The organism is Herbihabitans rhizosphaerae, from assembly GCF_004216555.1.
Lineage (GTDB): Bacteria > Actinomycetota > Actinomycetes > Mycobacteriales > Pseudonocardiaceae > Herbihabitans > Herbihabitans rhizosphaerae.
Window position 1 is genome coordinate 899,680 of sequence record NZ_SGWQ01000001.1, and the last position, 16,208, is coordinate 915,887.

Genomic DNA, 16,208 nt, shown 5'->3' on the forward strand with positions numbered 1-16,208 from the left:
CAGTGACCGCAGCACCACCGCGCGAGCGACCCGTCGATCAGCGACCGACCGCGCGGACCGCCGTCCGGATCGGGTTCGGCGAGCTGATGCGGCCCGTACGCGGACAACTGGCCGTCGCGGTCGCCGTCCAGGCCGTGAGCTGCGTCGCGGCCGTCGTGCCGTTCGCCGCCGTGGCCGAACTGGGCCGGGTGCTGTTGACCACGCCGGTCGACCGGCAGGCGGTCTGGACCATCGCGGTGATCGCCGCCGGCGCGCTGGTGCTGCGGACCCTGCTGCTGCTCGCCGCCGGCTGCCTGAGCCACCTGGCCGACGTCACCTTCCAGCACATCACCCGGCGCCGGCTCGCCGCGCACCTCGGCACCGTCCCGCTCGGCTGGTTCACCGCGAGCAATTCCGGCACGGTGAAGAAGGCCGTCGCCGACGACGTGCAGGCGCTGCACCACCTGGTCGCGCACACCCTGCTCGACCTGACGAACGCCGTGGTCATGCCGGCCACCGCGATCGCCTACCTGCTGGCCGTGGACTGGCGGATGACGGTGATCTGCCTGGTCCCGCTGGCCCTCGGCGCGCTGTGCTACTTCCGTGCGATGGGCGGCTACGCCGAGCAGATGATCGCCTTCGACCAGGCCCTCTCGAAGATCAACTCCAGCGTGGTGGAACTCGTCCGCGGCATCACGGTGATCAAGACCTTCGGCCGCACCGAACGCGGGCACGCGCGATTCCGCCGCAGCGCCGACGATTTCGCCACGTTCTTCCTCGCCTGGGTGCGCGCCAAGACCGCGATCAGCGCGACGGCGGACCTGCTGCTGTCGCCGGTCGTCATGCTGACCACGGTGCTGATCGCCGGCACGATCCTGATCGAGTCCGGCACCCTCGCCGCCGTCGACGTGCTGCCGTTCGCCCTGCTCGGCCTCGGGCTGAGCGCGCCGATGCTGGCGATCGGGACGAACATCATCGCGCTGCGCGCCTCCCGGCAGGCCGCCGAGCGGATCACCACCGTGCTCAGCACGCCCGCTCTCGCCGAACCCGCCGAGCCCCGAACGATCGACGACACCGCGGTCGACGGCACCACGGTCGAGTTCCGCGATCTGCGTTTCACCTACGACGGCGGCACCGAGGCGCTGCGCGGGATCGACCTGGAGCTGCGCCCGAACACGGTCACCGCACTGGTCGGGCCGTCCGGCTCGGGCAAGTCGACGCTCGCGCGGATGCTGCCGCGGTTCTGGGATCCGACCGAGGGCGCGGTCACCATCGGCGGAGTCGATCTTCGCGATCTCGACCCGAACACGTTGTACCGCACGGTGTCCTTCGTGTTCCAGGACGTGCAACTGCTGAACACCAGCGTGCGCGACAACATCGCGCTGGCCCGCCCGGACGCCACCCTGGACGAGATCGTCGCGGTCGCGAAGGCCGCCGAGATCCACGACCGGATCAGCGAACTGCCGAGCGGCTACGACGCGGTGGTCGGCACCGACGTGCAACTCTCCGGCGGCGAGGCGCAGCGCGTGTCGATCGCGCGGGCGCTGCTGGCCGACACGCCGGTACTGGTGCTGGACGAGGCGACCGCGTTCGTCGACCCGGAGGCGGAGGTCGCCATCCAACGCGCGCTGTCCCGGCTGGCGCGCGGGCGCACGCTGCTGGTGATCGCGCACCGGCTGGCCACGATCCGCGGCAGCGACCAGATCGTGGTGCTGGACAACGGAAACATCGCCGAACAGGGCACGCACGACGACCTGCTGGCCCGCGACGGCCGGTACGCCGGCATGTGGCACGCACAGCAGGAAGCCTCGGCGAAGCGGGGAGGCCTGCGATGATCGGCAAGTTCCGGCGGCTCTACGACGACGAGCACCGCCCCGCGTTCGACTGGATGTTGATCACCGCGGCGCTGGCCGCGATCAGCCAGGGTGTCGCGTTCGCGTTGACCGTGCCGGTGCTCACGGCGCTGTTCGAGTCGCGGCCGGGCGACGCGTGGCCGTGGCTGTTCGCCCTGGTGATCGCCGCGATCGTGTACGCGGTCCTGCACTACACCAGCCTGACGATCGGCTACTCGGCCGGCGCGCAGCTGGCTCGGATCGTGCACCACCGGCTCGGCGATCACGTGGTGGCGCTGCCGCTCGGCTGGTTCACCGAGCGGCGCACCGGCGAGCTTTCCCAACTGGCGAGCCAGAACGTCGTGCAGCTCATGCGGGTCGCGGCGATGCAGGTGCGCCCGCTGATCAACGCGATCGTGGTGCCGCTGACCGTGTTCGCGGCGATGCTGTTGTTCGACTGGCGGATGGCGCTCGCGGGCGCGCTGGCCGTGCCGGTGGTCGCTGTTGCGTATCGCCTGTTCGGCAACCTGATCAGCCGCACGGACCACACCGTGGACGCGGCGTCCGCGCAGGCCAGCGGGCGGGTCGTGGAGTTCGCGCGCAACCAGCCGGTGCTGCGCGCGTTCGGCCAGCGCGAGCACGGCGGCCAGCTGCTCGAGGACAGCCTGCGCCGCCAGCACGACACCGGCCGCGCGCAGATCGTGTCCGGCAGCGTCGGGCTCACCGGGTACATCGTGGTGCTGCAGGCCGCGTTCGTGTGGCTGCTGCTGGCCGGTGTGTACCTCGCGCTGGACGGCACGCTGGCCACACCGGAGTTGCTCGGCCTGCTGGTGCTGGCGGTGCGGTTCGTGGAGCCGCTGATCCACGCGGCCGACGACGGCGCGACGCTGCGGATCGCGGGCAACACGATCGATCGCGTGGAGAAGGTGCTCGCCGAGCGTCCGCTGCCGCAGCCGGAGAACCCGCAAGTGCCCGAGGACGCGTCGATCGAATTGCGTGACGTGCGGTTCGGGTACGACGACGATCCCGTGCTGGACGGCGTGAGCCTGCGGGTGCCGCCCGGTGGGCTCACCGCACTGGTCGGCCCGTCCGGTTCCGGCAAGACCACGATCACTCGCTTGATCGCGCGATTCCACGACGCGTGGGACGGCGGCGTGCTGATCGGCGGCGTGGACGTGCGCGAGATGACCACGGAAACCCTGATGTCCCAACTGTCCCTGGTGTTCCAGGACGTGTTCCTGTTCGAGGGGACGATCGAGGAGAACGTGCGGATCGGGCGCGCCGACGCCACCGACGACGAGCTGCGCGAGGCGGCCCGCCGGGCGCGGGTGGACGAGATCGTGGCGCGGCTGCCCGACGGCTGGAACACCCGGGTCGGCGAGGGCGGGTGGACGCTGTCCGGCGGCGAACGGCAGCGCGTGTCGATCGCGCGGGCGCTGCTCAAGGACGCGCCGATCGTGCTGCTGGACGAGGCGACCGCCGCGTTGGACGCGCACAACTCCTCGGCCGTCACCGACGCGATCGCCGAGCTGACCAGCCACCGCACCGTGCTGGTGATCGCGCACGACCTGAACACGGTGGCGCACGCCGACGAGATCGTGCTGCTGTCCGACGGCCGGATCGCCGAGCGCGGCACGCACGCCGAACTGCTCGCCGGCGGCGGCGACTACGCGCGCTTCTGGTCCTACCGCGACCAGAGCAACTCGTGGCAGCTCGGGGCCGCCCGATGAACGAGCCGCCGGTGTTGTGGAAGCCGGTCGACGGCGGTCGGATGGCCGAGTTCGCCACCTGGGTCGGCGAGGCGCACGGCGTGCGCGCCGACGGGTACGGCGAGCTGTGGGAGTGGTCGGTGACCGACCTGCCCGCGTTCTGGTCGGCGATCGTCGGGTATTTCGGTGTGCACCTGCACGAGCGTCCGACGGCCGTGCTGACCGGTGAGATGCCTGGGGCGCAATGGTTTCCGGGCGCGACGGTGAACTACGCCGAGCACGCGCTCACACCCGGCCTGTGCGGGCGCAAGGACGACGACGCGCTCGCGTTGATCGCCGTCGACCAGAGCGGCCGAACGGCTGTTACGTATCGCGAGTTACGCAACGACGTGGCCGCGATGCGGGCGGCGCTGGTCGAGTTCGGGGTGCGCAAGGGTGATCGGGTGGTCGGCCTGTGCCCGAACACCCCGGCCGCCGTGGTCACCTTCCTGGCCGCCGCGAGCCTCGGCGCGGTGTGGTCGGCCTGCTCGCCGGACGCCGGAGACGCCGCGGTGGCCGACCGGTTCGCACCACTCGCCCCCACGGTTCTCCTTGGCGCGCCAGGGTTTCCCGGCCCGCACCACGTGATCACGCTCGACGCGTACGACGATCTGCTCGACGCGCACCGGGGCGCACCACTCGAATTCGACCCCGTGGAGTTCAGCGATCCGCTGTGGGTACTGCACTCATCGGGCAGCACCGGCCCGCCGAAGGGCATCGTGCACGGGCACGGCGGGATCCTGCTCGAACACCTCAAAGCCCTTGCCCTGCACGGAGATCTCGGCGACGGCGACCGGTTCCTGTGGCACACCGGCACCGGCTGGATGATGTGGAACTACCTGGTCTCCGGCCTGCTCGTGGGCGCGACCGTGGTGCTGCACGACGGCTCGCCCACCTACCCCGACATCGACGCGCTGTGGGCGATCGCCGCCCGCGAGCGGGTCACCTACCTCGGGGTGTCCGCGCCGTACCTGCACCTGTGCGAGAGCGAGGACCTGCGTCCCGGCGAGGATCACGACCTCGGCGCGCTGCGCACCGTCGGCTCCACCGGCGCGCCGCTCGCGCCCGCCGCCTTCGACTGGATCGCCGACGCGGTGGGCCCGTCGGTGCAGACCGCGTCGATCTCCGGCGGCACCGACCTGTGCACCGCGTTCCTCGGTGCGGCGCCGACGGTTCCGGTGTGGCGCGGCGAGATCTCCTGCCGCACGCTCGGCACACCCGCCGCCGAGTACTCCGGCGAACTGGTGCTGACCGCGCCGATGCCGTCCATGCCGCTGTACTTCTGGGACGACCCGGACGGCGCGAAACTGCGCGCCGCGTACTTCGACGAGTTCCCCGGCGTGTGGCGGCACGGCGACTGGATTCGGTTCACCCCGCGCGGCTCGTGCGTGATCAGCGGGCGGGCCGACGCGACGCTCAACCGGGGCGGGATCCGCATGGGCACCGCCGAGTTCTACGCGGTGCTGGAGTCGCTGCCCGAGGTCGCCGACGCGCTCGTGGTGGACACCTCCGGCGGGCCGGATCCCTCGGAGGACGGGGAAATCCTGTGCTTCGTCGTGTTCGAGAGCACTGCTCTCGCTGACGGAAGTAAAAGAATCCGCGCCGCCCTGCGCGAGCGGTTGTCCCCCCGGCACGTACCCGACCGGATCGTCCCGGTCACCGCGATTCCCCGTACGCCCAACGGAAAACGCCGCGAAGTGCCGGTCAAGCGACTCCTCACCGGCAGGCCGGTCGCCGACAGCCGTGGGCTCGAGGAGTTCGTGTCGTTCGCCGAAAAGTTGACCAAGGAGCTGTAGTGGACGGAACAAGCAGGCGGACCTTTCTGCGCGGCGGTGTCGCGCTGGCGGTCGCGACACCCCTGATCGGCGCGTGCGGCCAGTCCGCGGGCCAGGGCGCCGGCGGCACACTGCGCGCCGCACTCGTGGGCAGCGGCGCGGCCGAGACGCTGAACCCGTTCGCCGGCGCCACCACCCTGGACTTCGTGCGCGCGCTGGCCGTGCACGGCACGCTCGGCCGGGTCGACCCGACCGCCGAGGACGGCGTGCGCTACGACGTGCTGTCCGCGATCGAGTCCGCGCCGGACAACTCCGGCTACACCTTGCGCGTGCGGCCCGACCGGCGTTTCACCGACGGCAGCAAGCTGACCGCGCGGGACGTGTTGTACTCGCTGAACTTCATCACGGCCAACGCGCAGACGGCCTACAGCCGGTACGCCACCGATCTCGATCTTGCCAAGGCGCGGATCATCGACGACCTGACGCTGGTGCTGCCCGCCAAGCGCCGGGTGTCCGACGTGCGGCTGATGCTGTGCCAGCCGTACGTGCTGATCTTCAAGGACGGCACCCGCGAGTTCACCCCGGCCACGCCGTCGTGCGGACCGTTCCGAGTGGACACCTTCGAAGCCGGCCGGGGAACCGTGTTGCGCCGCAACGATTCCTACCCCGGCACCGTGCACCTGGACGCGATCGAGCTGCGGTCCATCGCCGCCGAGGACGCGCGGGCCAACGCGCTGCGCGGCGGACAGGTCGACTACGCGCACGACCTCGCCCCGGCACAGGCGCGCACCGTGCAGGGCGACGGGCGGTTCGACGTGCAGCAGTCCGCGCCGCCGGACGTCACCGGACTCGGCGTGCTGCTGAACATGTCCCGCCCGCCGTTCCACGATCCGCGGGTGCGCCTGGCGTGCAAGCTGGCCATCAACCGCCAGGCGATCCTGGACACCGCGCTGCTCGGCCGGGGCGTGCTCGGCAACGACCTGTTCGCGCCCGGGTACCCGGACTCGGCGACCACCGTGCCGCAACGCGAGCACGACCCGGAGCGGGCGCGGCTGCTGCTGCGCGAGGCGGGCGCCACCGGTGTCACGGTCACACTCACCACCGCGCCGGAGACGCCCGGCTTGGTGCCGATGTGCACCCAGATCGCCGCGCAACTGTCCGAGGTCGGCCTGAAGGTGACCCTGGACGAGCGCCCGCCCGGCGGGCTGTACGCCGACTACGCCGCGTACGGCCGGTTCCAGATGGCGGCCACGTACAGCACGCCGATTCCGCCGCTGCACTACTACGAGACGGTCGGCGCGGCCGGCAACACGTTCGCGCTCGGCTGGTCGCGGCCGGACGTGGACCAGCGGGTCGCCGCCGCGCGCGAACTGTCCGGGCCGGCGCGCAAGCAGGCCAGCGAGGCGGTGCACCGCACGCTGTGGGAGGACAACAACGTGCTGCTGCCGGTGTTCAAGCCGGTGCTCAACGGGCACGTGCGCGGGCTGCGCGGGGTGCGGGGCGGCCGGCTGCCCAGCTTCGCCGAGGCGTCGCTGCGGTGACCCGACTGCTGATCACTCGGACGTTGGGCATCGTCGGCACGCTGCTGGTGCTGTCCGTGGTGATCTTCGCGGCGACCGAGCTGCTGCCCGGTGACGCGGTGTCCCGAGTCGCCGGCCCGCAGGCCGATCCGGTGCAGCGCGCGCTGGTCGCCGAGCGGCTCGGGTTGGACCGGCCGGCGATCGAGCGTTACGTCGACTGGGTCGGCTCGGCGTTCGGTGGCGATCTCGGCACCAGCCTGACCGGCCGGCGCCCGGTCGCGGAGATCGTCGGCGACCGGCTCGGCAACAGCCTGCTGCTCGCCGCCGCCGTGTACCTGCCGCTGATCCCGCTGGCCGTGCTGCTCGGCACGGCGGCCGGGTTGGGCTCGGTCGGCGGGCGGCGCGGCCGGCTGATCGACCGGGTGATCTCGTTCGGCACGCTGGCCGTGCTGGGCGTGCCCGAGTTCCTGATCGCGGGTCTTCTGCTGGCGGTGTTCGCGGTGTGGCTGCACCTGTTCCCGCCGGTGTCCATGGCGTCGATCGGCGGTTCGGTGCTCGACACGCCGGAGATCCTGGTGCTGCCCGCGCTCAGTTTGCTGATCGTCTCGCTCGGCGCGGTGATCCGGCTGGTGCGCGCCCGAGCCGCGGACGTGGCGACCTCGCCGTACGTGGAGTCGGCCCGGCTCGCCGGGGTGCGCGGACCGGCACTGGTGCTGCGGCACGTGATGCCGGCGGTGCTCGGGCCCGCCGTCCAGCTGATCGCGGTCGGCTTCGGCACGGTGGTCGGCGGCGCGGTCGTGGTGGAGACGCTGTTCGACTACCCGGGCATCGGCAACGAGCTGCAGAACGCGGTCGCGTCGCGGGATGTGCCTGTGGTGCAAGGGATCGCGCTCACGCTCGGCGCGGTGACCCTGATCGCGGTACTCGCCGGTGATCTGGTCGGCCGTGCGCTGGACGGGGTGCGCCGATGATCGGCCGTATCGCCGGATCGCTCAGTGTCGCGATCGTGTTGCTGGCATTCGCCGGCCCGTTGTTCGCCGGGCCGCCGGACAAGCAGGTCGACGGGCCGTACGCGCCACCGTCGGCCGACCGTCCACTTGGGACGGACGGACTCGGCCGCGATGTGCTGGACCGGGTGCTGCACGGCGGCTGGACCGTGGTCGGGCTCGCGCTCGGCGCCACGGCGCTGGCCACCGCGCTCGGCGTGCTGCTCGGCGTCGCGCTGGGCATGGCGCGGCACCGCGTGTCCGAGATCGCCATGCGGGTGATCGACATGCTGCTCGTGTTGCCGCCGCTGCTGTTGTTGCTGTTGCTGGCGACCGGGATGCCGGGCAACGACGGCGTGGTGCTGCTGGCCGTCGCGCTGATCACCACACCGATCTCGACCAGGGTGACGCGCGCGGCGACCCGGCGACTGGCGCACGCCGGGTACGTCGAGGTGGCGCTGGCCCGCGGCGACAGCCGGTGGCAGGTGTTGCGGCACGACGTGCTGCCCGGGATCGCGCGAACCGTGCTCGCCGAGGCGGGCCTGCGGTTCGTCACCGCGGTCAGCCTCACCGCGACCGCCGGGTTCCTCGGCCTCGGCCGGCCGGCGCCCGCCGCGAACTGGGGGCGGATGGTCGCCGAGAACATCGACGGCGCATCCCTTGCGGTGTGGCCGTTTCTGGTGCCGGCTCTGCTTCTCGTGCTGTTCACCGTGTCGATCAACCTGCTGGCCGACACGGTCGCCGACCGGCTCGCGGGAGGCGCGCGATGACCGCCGAGATCCGCGGGCTGACGATCGGCGCCGGCTCGCAGGTTGTGTCCACTGTGGACTTGACCGTGCACGACGGCGAGGTGGTCGGACTGATCGGCCGGTCCGGCTCGGGCAAGACCACGGTCGCGCTGAGCCTGCTCGGGCACCTGCGGCCGGGGTTGACGCGCACCGCCGGCGAGGTGCGGGTGCACGGGCACGACCCGTTCACCACGGACGGCAGGCGCGCGGTGCGCGGGCGGCTGGTCGGCTACCTCGGCCAGGACCCGGCGTCCGCGCTGCACCCCACGCGCCGGATCGGATCACAACTGCGCGAGGCGGGTGGCGGCGCGGACCTGCTCGACCAGCTCGGCCTGCCCACGGATCGCGCGTTCCCGCGCCGGTACCCCGGTCAGATCTCCGGCGGACAGGCGCAGCGAGTGGCGCTGGCCATGGTGCTCGCCCGCGAACCGAGGCTGCTCGTGCTCGACGAGCCGACCAGCGGGCTGGACGTCGCGCTCGCCGTGGAGGTGCGCGAGTTGTTGCGGAACACGGTGCGGCGCAACGGAATCGCGGCACTGGTGGTCAGCCACGACCAGGAGCTGGTGCGCGCGCTGGCCGACCGGGTGGTGCGAATGAGCGGCGGCGAGATCACCGCCGACGGTCCGCCCGCCGAGATCCTCGACCCGCCGTCGCCGCCGCCGTCTCCCCCGGTCAGCACCGCCACGGACGATCGGCTGACGGTCACCGGTCTGTCCGCGCACCACGGGCGGCACCGGGTACTGGACGCGGTGTCGCTGCGCCTGCCGGCCGGCGAGTGCACCGCGGTGGTCGGCCCGTCCGGCTCCGGCAAGACCACGCTGGCGCGCTGCCTGGTCGGCCTGCACCGGGTGTCCGCGGGAGAGCTGATCCTGGACGGCGAGCCGCTCGGCCGGAAAAGGTCGGCCGCGCAACGGAAAGCGATCGCGCTCGTCGCGCAGAACTCGGCCGACGCGCTCAACCCGGCCGAGCGGGTGGAGGCCGCGCTGGCCCGGCCGTTGCGGCTGCGCGGCGCGCACGACGTCTCCGGCGAGATCGACGAACTGCTGGACATGGTCGGCCTGGACGGCCGCTACCGAACCCGGCTGCCCGGCGAACTGTCCGGCGGCGAGCGGCAGCGGATCAACCTGGTGCGCGCACTGGCCGTGCGGCCGAGCGTGCTGGTGTGCGACGAGATCACCTCCGCGCTGGACGGCGAGGTGGCCACCGGCGTGCTCGACGCGCTGGCCGATCTGCGCGCCCGGCTGGGGCTGTCCGTCCTGCTGATCACGCACGACCCGCGGATCGCCGCCAAGTACGCGCACCGGCTGCTCGTGCTGGACGACGGCGCGCTGGTCCCTCCCACCACGCCAACTGCGACAACCACTGGGACGACGGCGAGAACATGACTCACGACACGACACAGGCCAGCCCCACGATCCGCCGCTGGACGGTGGCACTCACCAGCATGGCCGCGATCCTCATGACGCTGGACATCAACGTCGTGGCGATCGCGCTGCCCGAGATCGGCCGCGAGTTCGGCACGTCGCTGAACAGCACCCAGTGGACGATCAACGCGTACACGCTGGCGTTCGCCGCACTGCTGCTGCCGGCCGGCTCGGTATCCGACCGGCTCGGCCGGCGCACGATCTTCGGCATCGGCGTCGCGGTGTTCACGCTGGCGTCGGTGGCCTGCGGCATCGCGCCGAACGCGACCTGGCTGATCGTGTCCCGCGCGATCCAGGGCGCGGGTGGCGCGGTGGTGATGTCCACGGCTGTGGCGCTGATCGCCGGTGTCACCGAGGGCCGCGGGCGCGATCAGGCGATCGGGATCTTCACCTCGGCCGGCGGTGCCGCGGCGGTGCTCGGGCCGACCGTCGGCGGGCTGATCGTGGACGGCGGCGACTGGCGGTGGATCTTCTTCATCAACGTGCCGATCGGCGCGCTGATCCTCGCCGGCACGGTGCACGTGCTGCGCGAACCCTTGCGCGGCAACGGATCCCGGCGACTCGATCCGGTGGGCACGGTGCTGGCGATCATCGCGTTGTTCAGCCTCAACTACGCCGTGCTGGCCGGGCCCGACGTCGGCTGGAGCCGGCCCGGCGTCCTGCTGCCGCTGGCGGTCGGCGCGCTGGTGTCGATCGCGTTCGTGGTGACCCAACGGCGGCGCGGGCCGGACGCGCTGATCGACGTCCGGCTGTTCCGGATCCCGTCGTTCACCGCGAGCATGGCGCTGAGCTTCGCCACCCGGCTCACCACGCTCGGGCTGACGCCGTTCCTGATCTTCTGGCTGCAGGGCGCGCTCGGCGCCACGCCCACCGAGGCCGGCCTGCAGATGCTCGCGCTGACCGGGATGATCATGGCGATCGCCCCGATGTCGGCGCGGTTCCAGCGGCTGTGGCCGGCCGGGCGGATCATCACGGTCGGCTTCCTGGTCACCGCCGCCGGTGGTGCCGGCCTGCTGCTCGTCGACGCGGGCGACGGCTGGACCACGATGCTGCCCACCCTGATGCTGATCGGGCTCGGCGCTGGTCTGATCTTCCCGCCGCTGATGGGAATCGCCGTCAGCGTGGTGCCGCCCGAACGAGCCGGCATGGCATCCGGGATGGCCAACAGCTTCTTCCCGCTCGGCACCTCCGTCGGCGTGGCCGTGTTCGGCGTGCTCCTCACCTGGCGGGTCGCCGACACGCTGTCCGATCAGAGCGACACGGTCCGCACCGCCGTCGCCGCCGGCCAGTTCGACCGCATCCCGGCGCACGTGGTGGACGCGGCCCGAACCGCCTACGTCTCCGGCCTGTCCGCCATCGCGATCGCGATCACCGTGGTGTCGCTGCTCGCCGCCGCCCTCGCCGCGACGGCGATCCGCCCGTCCGACGCACCGGGTGATCGCTCACGGCCGCACGCGCCGGACCACCTCGGGCGTCCCGCGGCGCGGCGGCGTCTCGAACTGGTAGATCGTCCAGCCGGTGTCCTCGGCCGTCCAGTTGTAGGCGATCGCCGTCCCGTGGCGGCGCCACTCCCGGTACACGATCGGCCGTTCCAACTCGGCCCGCAGCCAGCCCACGGCCAGGTCGGCCACCGTGTTGCTCGGGTGCACCACCCTCGCCGCGACCCACGAATTCTCGGTCACCCCGTCGCGCAGGTCCACCACGGCCCACAGCCGCCCGTCGTCGTGGACGGCGATGGTGTCCTCGCTGGTCAACCTCAGCTCGTGCCACACCGGGACCAGCTCATGAACCACAGGTACGGCGGGTCCGGCTCGTCGGGCATGCCGCAATCCTGGCGAACTTTTCGCGACGAGTTGTCGAACCGGCCCGACTCCGTTCGACGCGGTGGTGACACCAGAGCACCGACCACGAGGAGACAGGGTCATGAACACGGACAACACCGCAGGGCGGCGCGAGTGGATCGGGCTGGCCGTACTGGCGCTGCCGACGCTGCTGCTGTCCCTGGACATGAGCGTGCTGCACCTCGCGGTGCCGCACCTGGCCGCCGATCTGCGACCGACCAGCACCGAACTGCTGTGGATCATCGACGTCTACGGCTTCATGATCGCCGGCTTCCTGGTCACGATGGGCACGCTCGGCGACCGGATCGGCCGGCGCAAGCTGCTGATGATCGGCGGAGCGGCGTTCGGGGTGGCGTCGGTCGTGGCGGCGTTCGCGGCCAGCCCGGCCATGCTGATCGGCGCACGGGCACTGCTCGGCGTCGCGGGTGCCACGCTGATGCCGTCGACGCTGGCCCTGATCAGCACCATGTTCCAGCAGCCGAAACAGCGCGGCACCGCGATCGCCGTGTGGATGAGCTGCTTCATGGGCGGCATGGTGATCGGCCCGGTCGTCGGTGGCGTGCTGCTGGAGACGTTCTGGTGGGGCGCGGTCTTCCTGCTGGCCGTGCCGGTGATGGTGCTGCTGCTGATCACCGCGCCGAAGCTGCTGCCGGAGCACCGTGACGAGCAGGCCGGTCGGCTGGACCCGGTCAGCGTCGTGCTGTCCCTGGTCACGATCCTGCCCGTGGTGTTCGCGCTGAAGGAGATCGCGAAGGACGGCCCGTCGACGGTGACCGTGCTTGCCCTGCTGGTCGGCCTGTCCGCCGGAGTCACCTTCGTGCGCCGGCAGCGGCGGTTGACCGACCCGATGCTGGACCTGCGTCTGTTCGCCAACCGCCGGTTCACCACGGCGCTGTGCATCATCCTGGTCGGCGCGCTCACCATGGGCGGGGTGTTCCTGCTGGTCAGCCAGTACCTGCAGCTGGTCGGCGGGCTGCCGACCAGCGAGGCGGGCCTGGTGCTGGTGCCGCAGGCGCTGGCCGTGGTCCTCGGCTCGCACATCGCGCCGAAGCTCGCCGTCCGATACCGGCCGGAGTTCGTGCTGGGCTTCGGAATGCTGATCGCGGCGGGCGGATTGCTGCTGTTCACGCAGGCCGACAACGGCAACGGCGTCGTGCTGGTGGTGATCGGCATGTCGATCGCCGCGTTCGGCATGGGCCCGCAGGGCGTGCTGTGCACCGAGATGGTGATCAGCTCGGTCCCGCCGGCCAGGGCGGGTGCGGCGTCCGCGATGTCCGAGACCGGCGCCGAGTTCGGCATCGCGATGGGGATCGCGTTGTTCGGCAGTGTCGGCACCGCCGTCTACCGCGACGAGCTGACCGTCCCGGTCGGTGTCCCCGCCGACGCGGCGGCCGTGGCCGGCGACAGCATGGCCGGCGCGGCGCACGTGGCCGGCGGTCTGCACCACGATCTGGCGGCACCGCTGCTGGCCTCCGCCAAGGACGCGTTCACCGGCGGCCTGCACACCGTGGCCGGCATCGGCGCGGCGATCGTGATCACCTTCGCGCTGGTCGGCATGGCGATCCTGCGCAAGGGCCCGGCCAAGACGCCTGTCACCCCGGAGCCGGAGCTGGTCGCCGCCCACTGACGCGAAGCAGCCGCATGTCGGTCGTGCCGGGTTCCAGGCCGAGATCCTGGAACCCGGCACGCTCGGCGACACGGCGGGCCGCGGTGTTGGCCGGACGGGTGCGCACGACGAGATCGGTACCCGGGGCGATCTCCGGCGCGATCGTCATCGCGGCCCGCAGGACCCGCCCGGCGAGCCCGCGCCCCTGGATGGCCGGAGCGAACCGGTAGTACACGTTCAGCACTAGCTCGTCCTCCAGGGTGTAGCGCTGCACGCCGCCCATGCCGCCGTTCACCCGCTCGCCGTCCCCGTCGCCGGGACCGGGCGTGCCGGCCTCCCACCAAGCGCGCGGCACGAGCACCGTCCAGTAGCCGAACCCGTGCTCTCGCCAGTGCCGCAGAATCGGGCGCAGAAACCGATCCGCGTCCCCGAGATCGGCGTGCGTCTCGTGCGGATCGTGCACATAGACCCGAGGATCACCGTGCACCGCAAGCACTCCAGGCGCGTCGGCCGGCGACGGCTCGCGCAGCAACAGTCCCTCGCCGTCCTCGATTCTGTTGGCCTTCACGGCACGTTCCCCTTCGTTCTAGACCCAGCCCTCGTCCAGCGCCTTCCGGTGCGCCTGCGCCCGGGTCTCGACCTCGAGCTTCTGTGTGATCGCGGCGAGGTAGTTGCGGACCGTGCCGGGCGACAGGTACAGCTCCCGCGCGACCTCCCGGATCGGCCGGTTCGCCCCCGCGGTGGCCAGCACCTCCGTCTCGCGCGCGGTCAGCGGCGACGGCGGGGCGGTGAGGGCGTCGGCGGCCAGTACCGGATCGACGTAGCGCTGACCGTTGTGCACCCGGCGGACCACGTCGGCCAGCGCGCTGCCGGGGCCGCCCTTCGCCAGGAACCCGCGCGCCCCCGAGCGCAGCGCGCGACGCAGGATCAGCGGTTTGCCGTGCCCGGTCAGGATGATCACCGGGCAGGACGGCAGCACGCGGGCCAGTTCCTCGATCACCCCGAAGCCGTCCAGTGCCGGCAACTGCAGGTCAACCACCGCCACGTCCGGCCGGTGCTGTCTGGCCTGGTCGACGGCCTGTCGCCCGTCCTCCGCGGCCGCGACCACCTCCAGGTCGGACTCGCGCTCCAGCAGCGCGACGAGGGCGTGCCGGATGAGTTCCTCGTCCTCGGCGAGCAGGATCCGGATCATGCCGAGGGACGCTCCGCCCGCAACTCGAACAGGTTGCCGGCCAGGTGCCCCCACCGCAGGCGCACACCGGCCGCGGCGCACCGCTCGGCCAGTCCCGGCAGGCCACGGCCGGGCGTCGATTCGGGTTCCTGGCCTGTCGCACCGTCGTTCACGATCACCAGTATCGGATGCTCGGGCTCCCCGGAGAGCGCGATTTTCACGGTGTCGGCGTCGGCGTGCCGAAGGATGTTGGTCACCGCTTCCCGCACCACCGCGGCGAACACCGAGGACACCGCCGGCGCCTCGGGGTCCACGGCACCAGTGACCTCGATGTCGACCCCGGCGGAGGACAGCACCAGCGAGGCGGAGCGCAGTTGTTCGCGGAGATCGTCGGCCGTGTCGCCGCGCAGCGCTGCCCGCGCCTCCCGCACGGTTTCCCGCGCCAGGCTTTGGATCGCGACGTTCTCCTCGCGCGCCTTCACGGAGTCCGACCCGGCCAGTTCCGCCGCGAGTTCCGCCTTGAGCGCGATGACGCCCAGCCGGTGGCCGAGCACGTCGTGCAGATCGCGGGCGACTCGAAGTCGCTCCTGCGTCATCGCGACCTCGGCCTCCGAGGCACGAGCGACCTCGGCCGCCACGAGCAACCGGAGCAGCCACACGGAGGTCTGCCCGATGAGCATGAACACGGCGCCACTGCCGAGCAGGAACATCAGGTTCTGGCCGACCGACTGGCCGCTCCAGAGCGCGCCGCCGATCGCCGCCGCGCACAGGCCCACCCCGGCGGCGACGCTCGCTCGCCAGGAGACGACGAGCGGAGCGCCGCCCAGGACCGCCGCCGCGAACCAGGCCCACGGCTCCTGGCCAGCGCTCGCCCACGCGTAGCACGGCAGCCACGCCGCCGCCGCGACGGCGATCGCGCCGAGCAGGAGATTCGCCCGGGTGCGGTACCGGACCGTCGGGGTGACCGCCGCCCAGGCCACCGCGGCCAGGAGCGCGCCGCCGAGGACCAGCACGACCGCGAGCAGCACGTCACCCGGCGTCGTCGGCGGGTTCGTCAGGCGCCACGGCAGGCCCAGCGCCCACCCCAGGTTGCTCCACAGGATGAGCAGCACGACGAGCCTCGGCGTGCGCACAGGGTTCACGCGTGCTCCTTTCCGTGCCAGGCGTACTCGTCCGGTCGGGCGGCCATGCACAGGAACATGAACACCAACATCAGCACGTGCCCCACGATCGTGAGACCACCCGCGTCGATGATTCCCGACCACAGGAAGGGAAACAGCACCACGAAGCCGGCGTACATGGCCAGCGTCATTTCGAGAATGGGCCGCCCACCGTGCCCCCGGAAGCGCATCCACAGCGCCATCGTGATCGACATGGTGGTCGCCATCGCCAGACTGTCGAGCTCCGGGCCGGCGTCGTGCACGGCCATCTGCCACAACGGGTAGAGCACCACCATTCCCACGCCCATGGCGAGCAGCATCTCGACGTAGTGCCGCGCGAATGCCCACGTGAATCGACTCATTGCCGTCCTCCTTCTG

13 protein-coding genes and 1 pseudogene are annotated in these 16,208 nt (G+C 71.8%); 9 read left to right on the forward strand and 5 right to left on the reverse strand.

Annotated features, from left to right (window positions below; genetic code table 11):
- Positions 1-2 precede the first annotated feature (2 nt).
- From EV193_RS04515 to EV193_RS34695, 8 genes and pseudogenes are all read left to right on the forward strand, one after another.
- Positions 3-1,814, forward strand: coding sequence for an ABC transporter ATP-binding protein (locus EV193_RS04515; RefSeq protein ID WP_242613132.1), 1,812 nt, complete (start codon positions 3-5; stop codon positions 1,812-1,814).
- Positions 1,811-3,541, forward strand: coding sequence for an ABC transporter ATP-binding protein (locus tag EV193_RS04520; RefSeq protein ID WP_130342625.1), 1,731 nt, complete (start codon positions 1,811-1,813; stop codon positions 3,539-3,541). Before EV193_RS04515 ends, EV193_RS04520 begins: the two co-directional genes overlap by 4 nt.
- A complete protein-coding gene (locus EV193_RS04525) occupies positions 3,538-5,355 on the forward strand; it encodes an AMP-binding protein (RefSeq protein ID WP_130342626.1) in 1,818 nt (605 codons plus the stop codon). The genes EV193_RS04520 and EV193_RS04525 overlap by 4 nt, the downstream gene beginning before the upstream one ends.
- Positions 5,355-6,875: an ABC transporter substrate-binding protein gene (locus EV193_RS04530; RefSeq protein WP_130342627.1), complete on the forward strand. Its 1,521-nt coding sequence runs from the start codon at positions 5,355-5,357 to the stop codon at positions 6,873-6,875. Before EV193_RS04525 ends, EV193_RS04530 begins: the two co-directional genes overlap by 1 nt.
- Positions 6,872-7,825: an ABC transporter permease gene (locus EV193_RS04535; RefSeq protein WP_130342628.1), complete on the forward strand. Its 954-nt coding sequence runs from the start codon at positions 6,872-6,874 to the stop codon at positions 7,823-7,825. Before EV193_RS04530 ends, EV193_RS04535 begins: the two co-directional genes overlap by 4 nt.
- On the forward strand, positions 7,822-8,610 hold the full coding sequence (locus tag EV193_RS04540; protein ID WP_130342629.1) for an ABC transporter permease: 789 nt from the start codon (positions 7,822-7,824) through the stop codon (positions 8,608-8,610). Before EV193_RS04535 ends, EV193_RS04540 begins: the two co-directional genes overlap by 4 nt.
- Positions 8,607-10,013: an ABC transporter ATP-binding protein gene (locus tag EV193_RS04545; RefSeq protein WP_130342630.1), complete on the forward strand. Its 1,407-nt coding sequence runs from the start codon at positions 8,607-8,609 to the stop codon at positions 10,011-10,013. The genes EV193_RS04540 and EV193_RS04545 overlap by 4 nt, the downstream gene beginning before the upstream one ends.
- 74 nt (positions 10,014-10,087) lie before the next feature.
- Positions 10,088-11,263 (forward strand): annotated as a pseudogene (locus tag EV193_RS34695) (MFS transporter); the annotation flags it as partial.
- A 231-nt stretch (positions 11,264-11,494) separates the two neighbouring features.
- Here EV193_RS34695 and EV193_RS33665 read toward each other — a convergent pair.
- On the reverse strand, positions 11,495-11,824 hold the full coding sequence (locus EV193_RS33665; protein ID WP_207222523.1) for a hypothetical protein: 330 nt from the start codon (positions 11,822-11,824) through the stop codon (positions 11,495-11,497).
- A 151-nt stretch (positions 11,825-11,975) separates the two neighbouring features.
- Between EV193_RS33665 and EV193_RS04555 the strand changes: the two genes are divergently transcribed.
- Positions 11,976-13,520, forward strand: a complete 1,545-nt coding sequence (locus EV193_RS04555; protein ID WP_130342632.1) for an MFS transporter — start codon at positions 11,976-11,978, stop codon at positions 13,518-13,520.
- On the opposite strand, the gene EV193_RS04560 is transcribed toward EV193_RS04555, so the two are convergent.
- From EV193_RS04560 to EV193_RS33120, 4 genes are read right to left on the reverse strand one after another with little or no spacing between them, the layout of a single operon-like run.
- Positions 13,486-14,067, reverse strand: coding sequence for a GNAT family N-acetyltransferase (locus tag EV193_RS04560; protein WP_130342633.1), 582 nt, complete (start codon positions 14,065-14,067; stop codon positions 13,486-13,488). The genes EV193_RS04555 and EV193_RS04560 overlap by 35 nt on opposite strands.
- Before the next feature lie 18 nt (positions 14,068-14,085).
- Positions 14,086-14,691, reverse strand: coding sequence for a response regulator transcription factor (locus tag EV193_RS04565; protein ID WP_130342634.1), 606 nt, complete (start codon positions 14,689-14,691; stop codon positions 14,086-14,088).
- Positions 14,688-15,812 (reverse strand): sensor histidine kinase, encoded by a 1,125-nt coding sequence (locus tag EV193_RS04570; protein ID WP_165401219.1) that lies wholly within the window; start codon positions 15,810-15,812, stop codon positions 14,688-14,690. Before EV193_RS04570 ends, EV193_RS04565 begins: the two co-directional genes overlap by 4 nt.
- Entirely contained in the window at positions 15,809-16,192 is a 384-nt protein-coding gene (locus EV193_RS33120; protein WP_165401220.1) for a hypothetical protein, read from the reverse strand. The genes EV193_RS04570 and EV193_RS33120 overlap by 4 nt, the downstream gene beginning before the upstream one ends.
- Positions 16,193-16,208 lie beyond the last annotated feature (16 nt).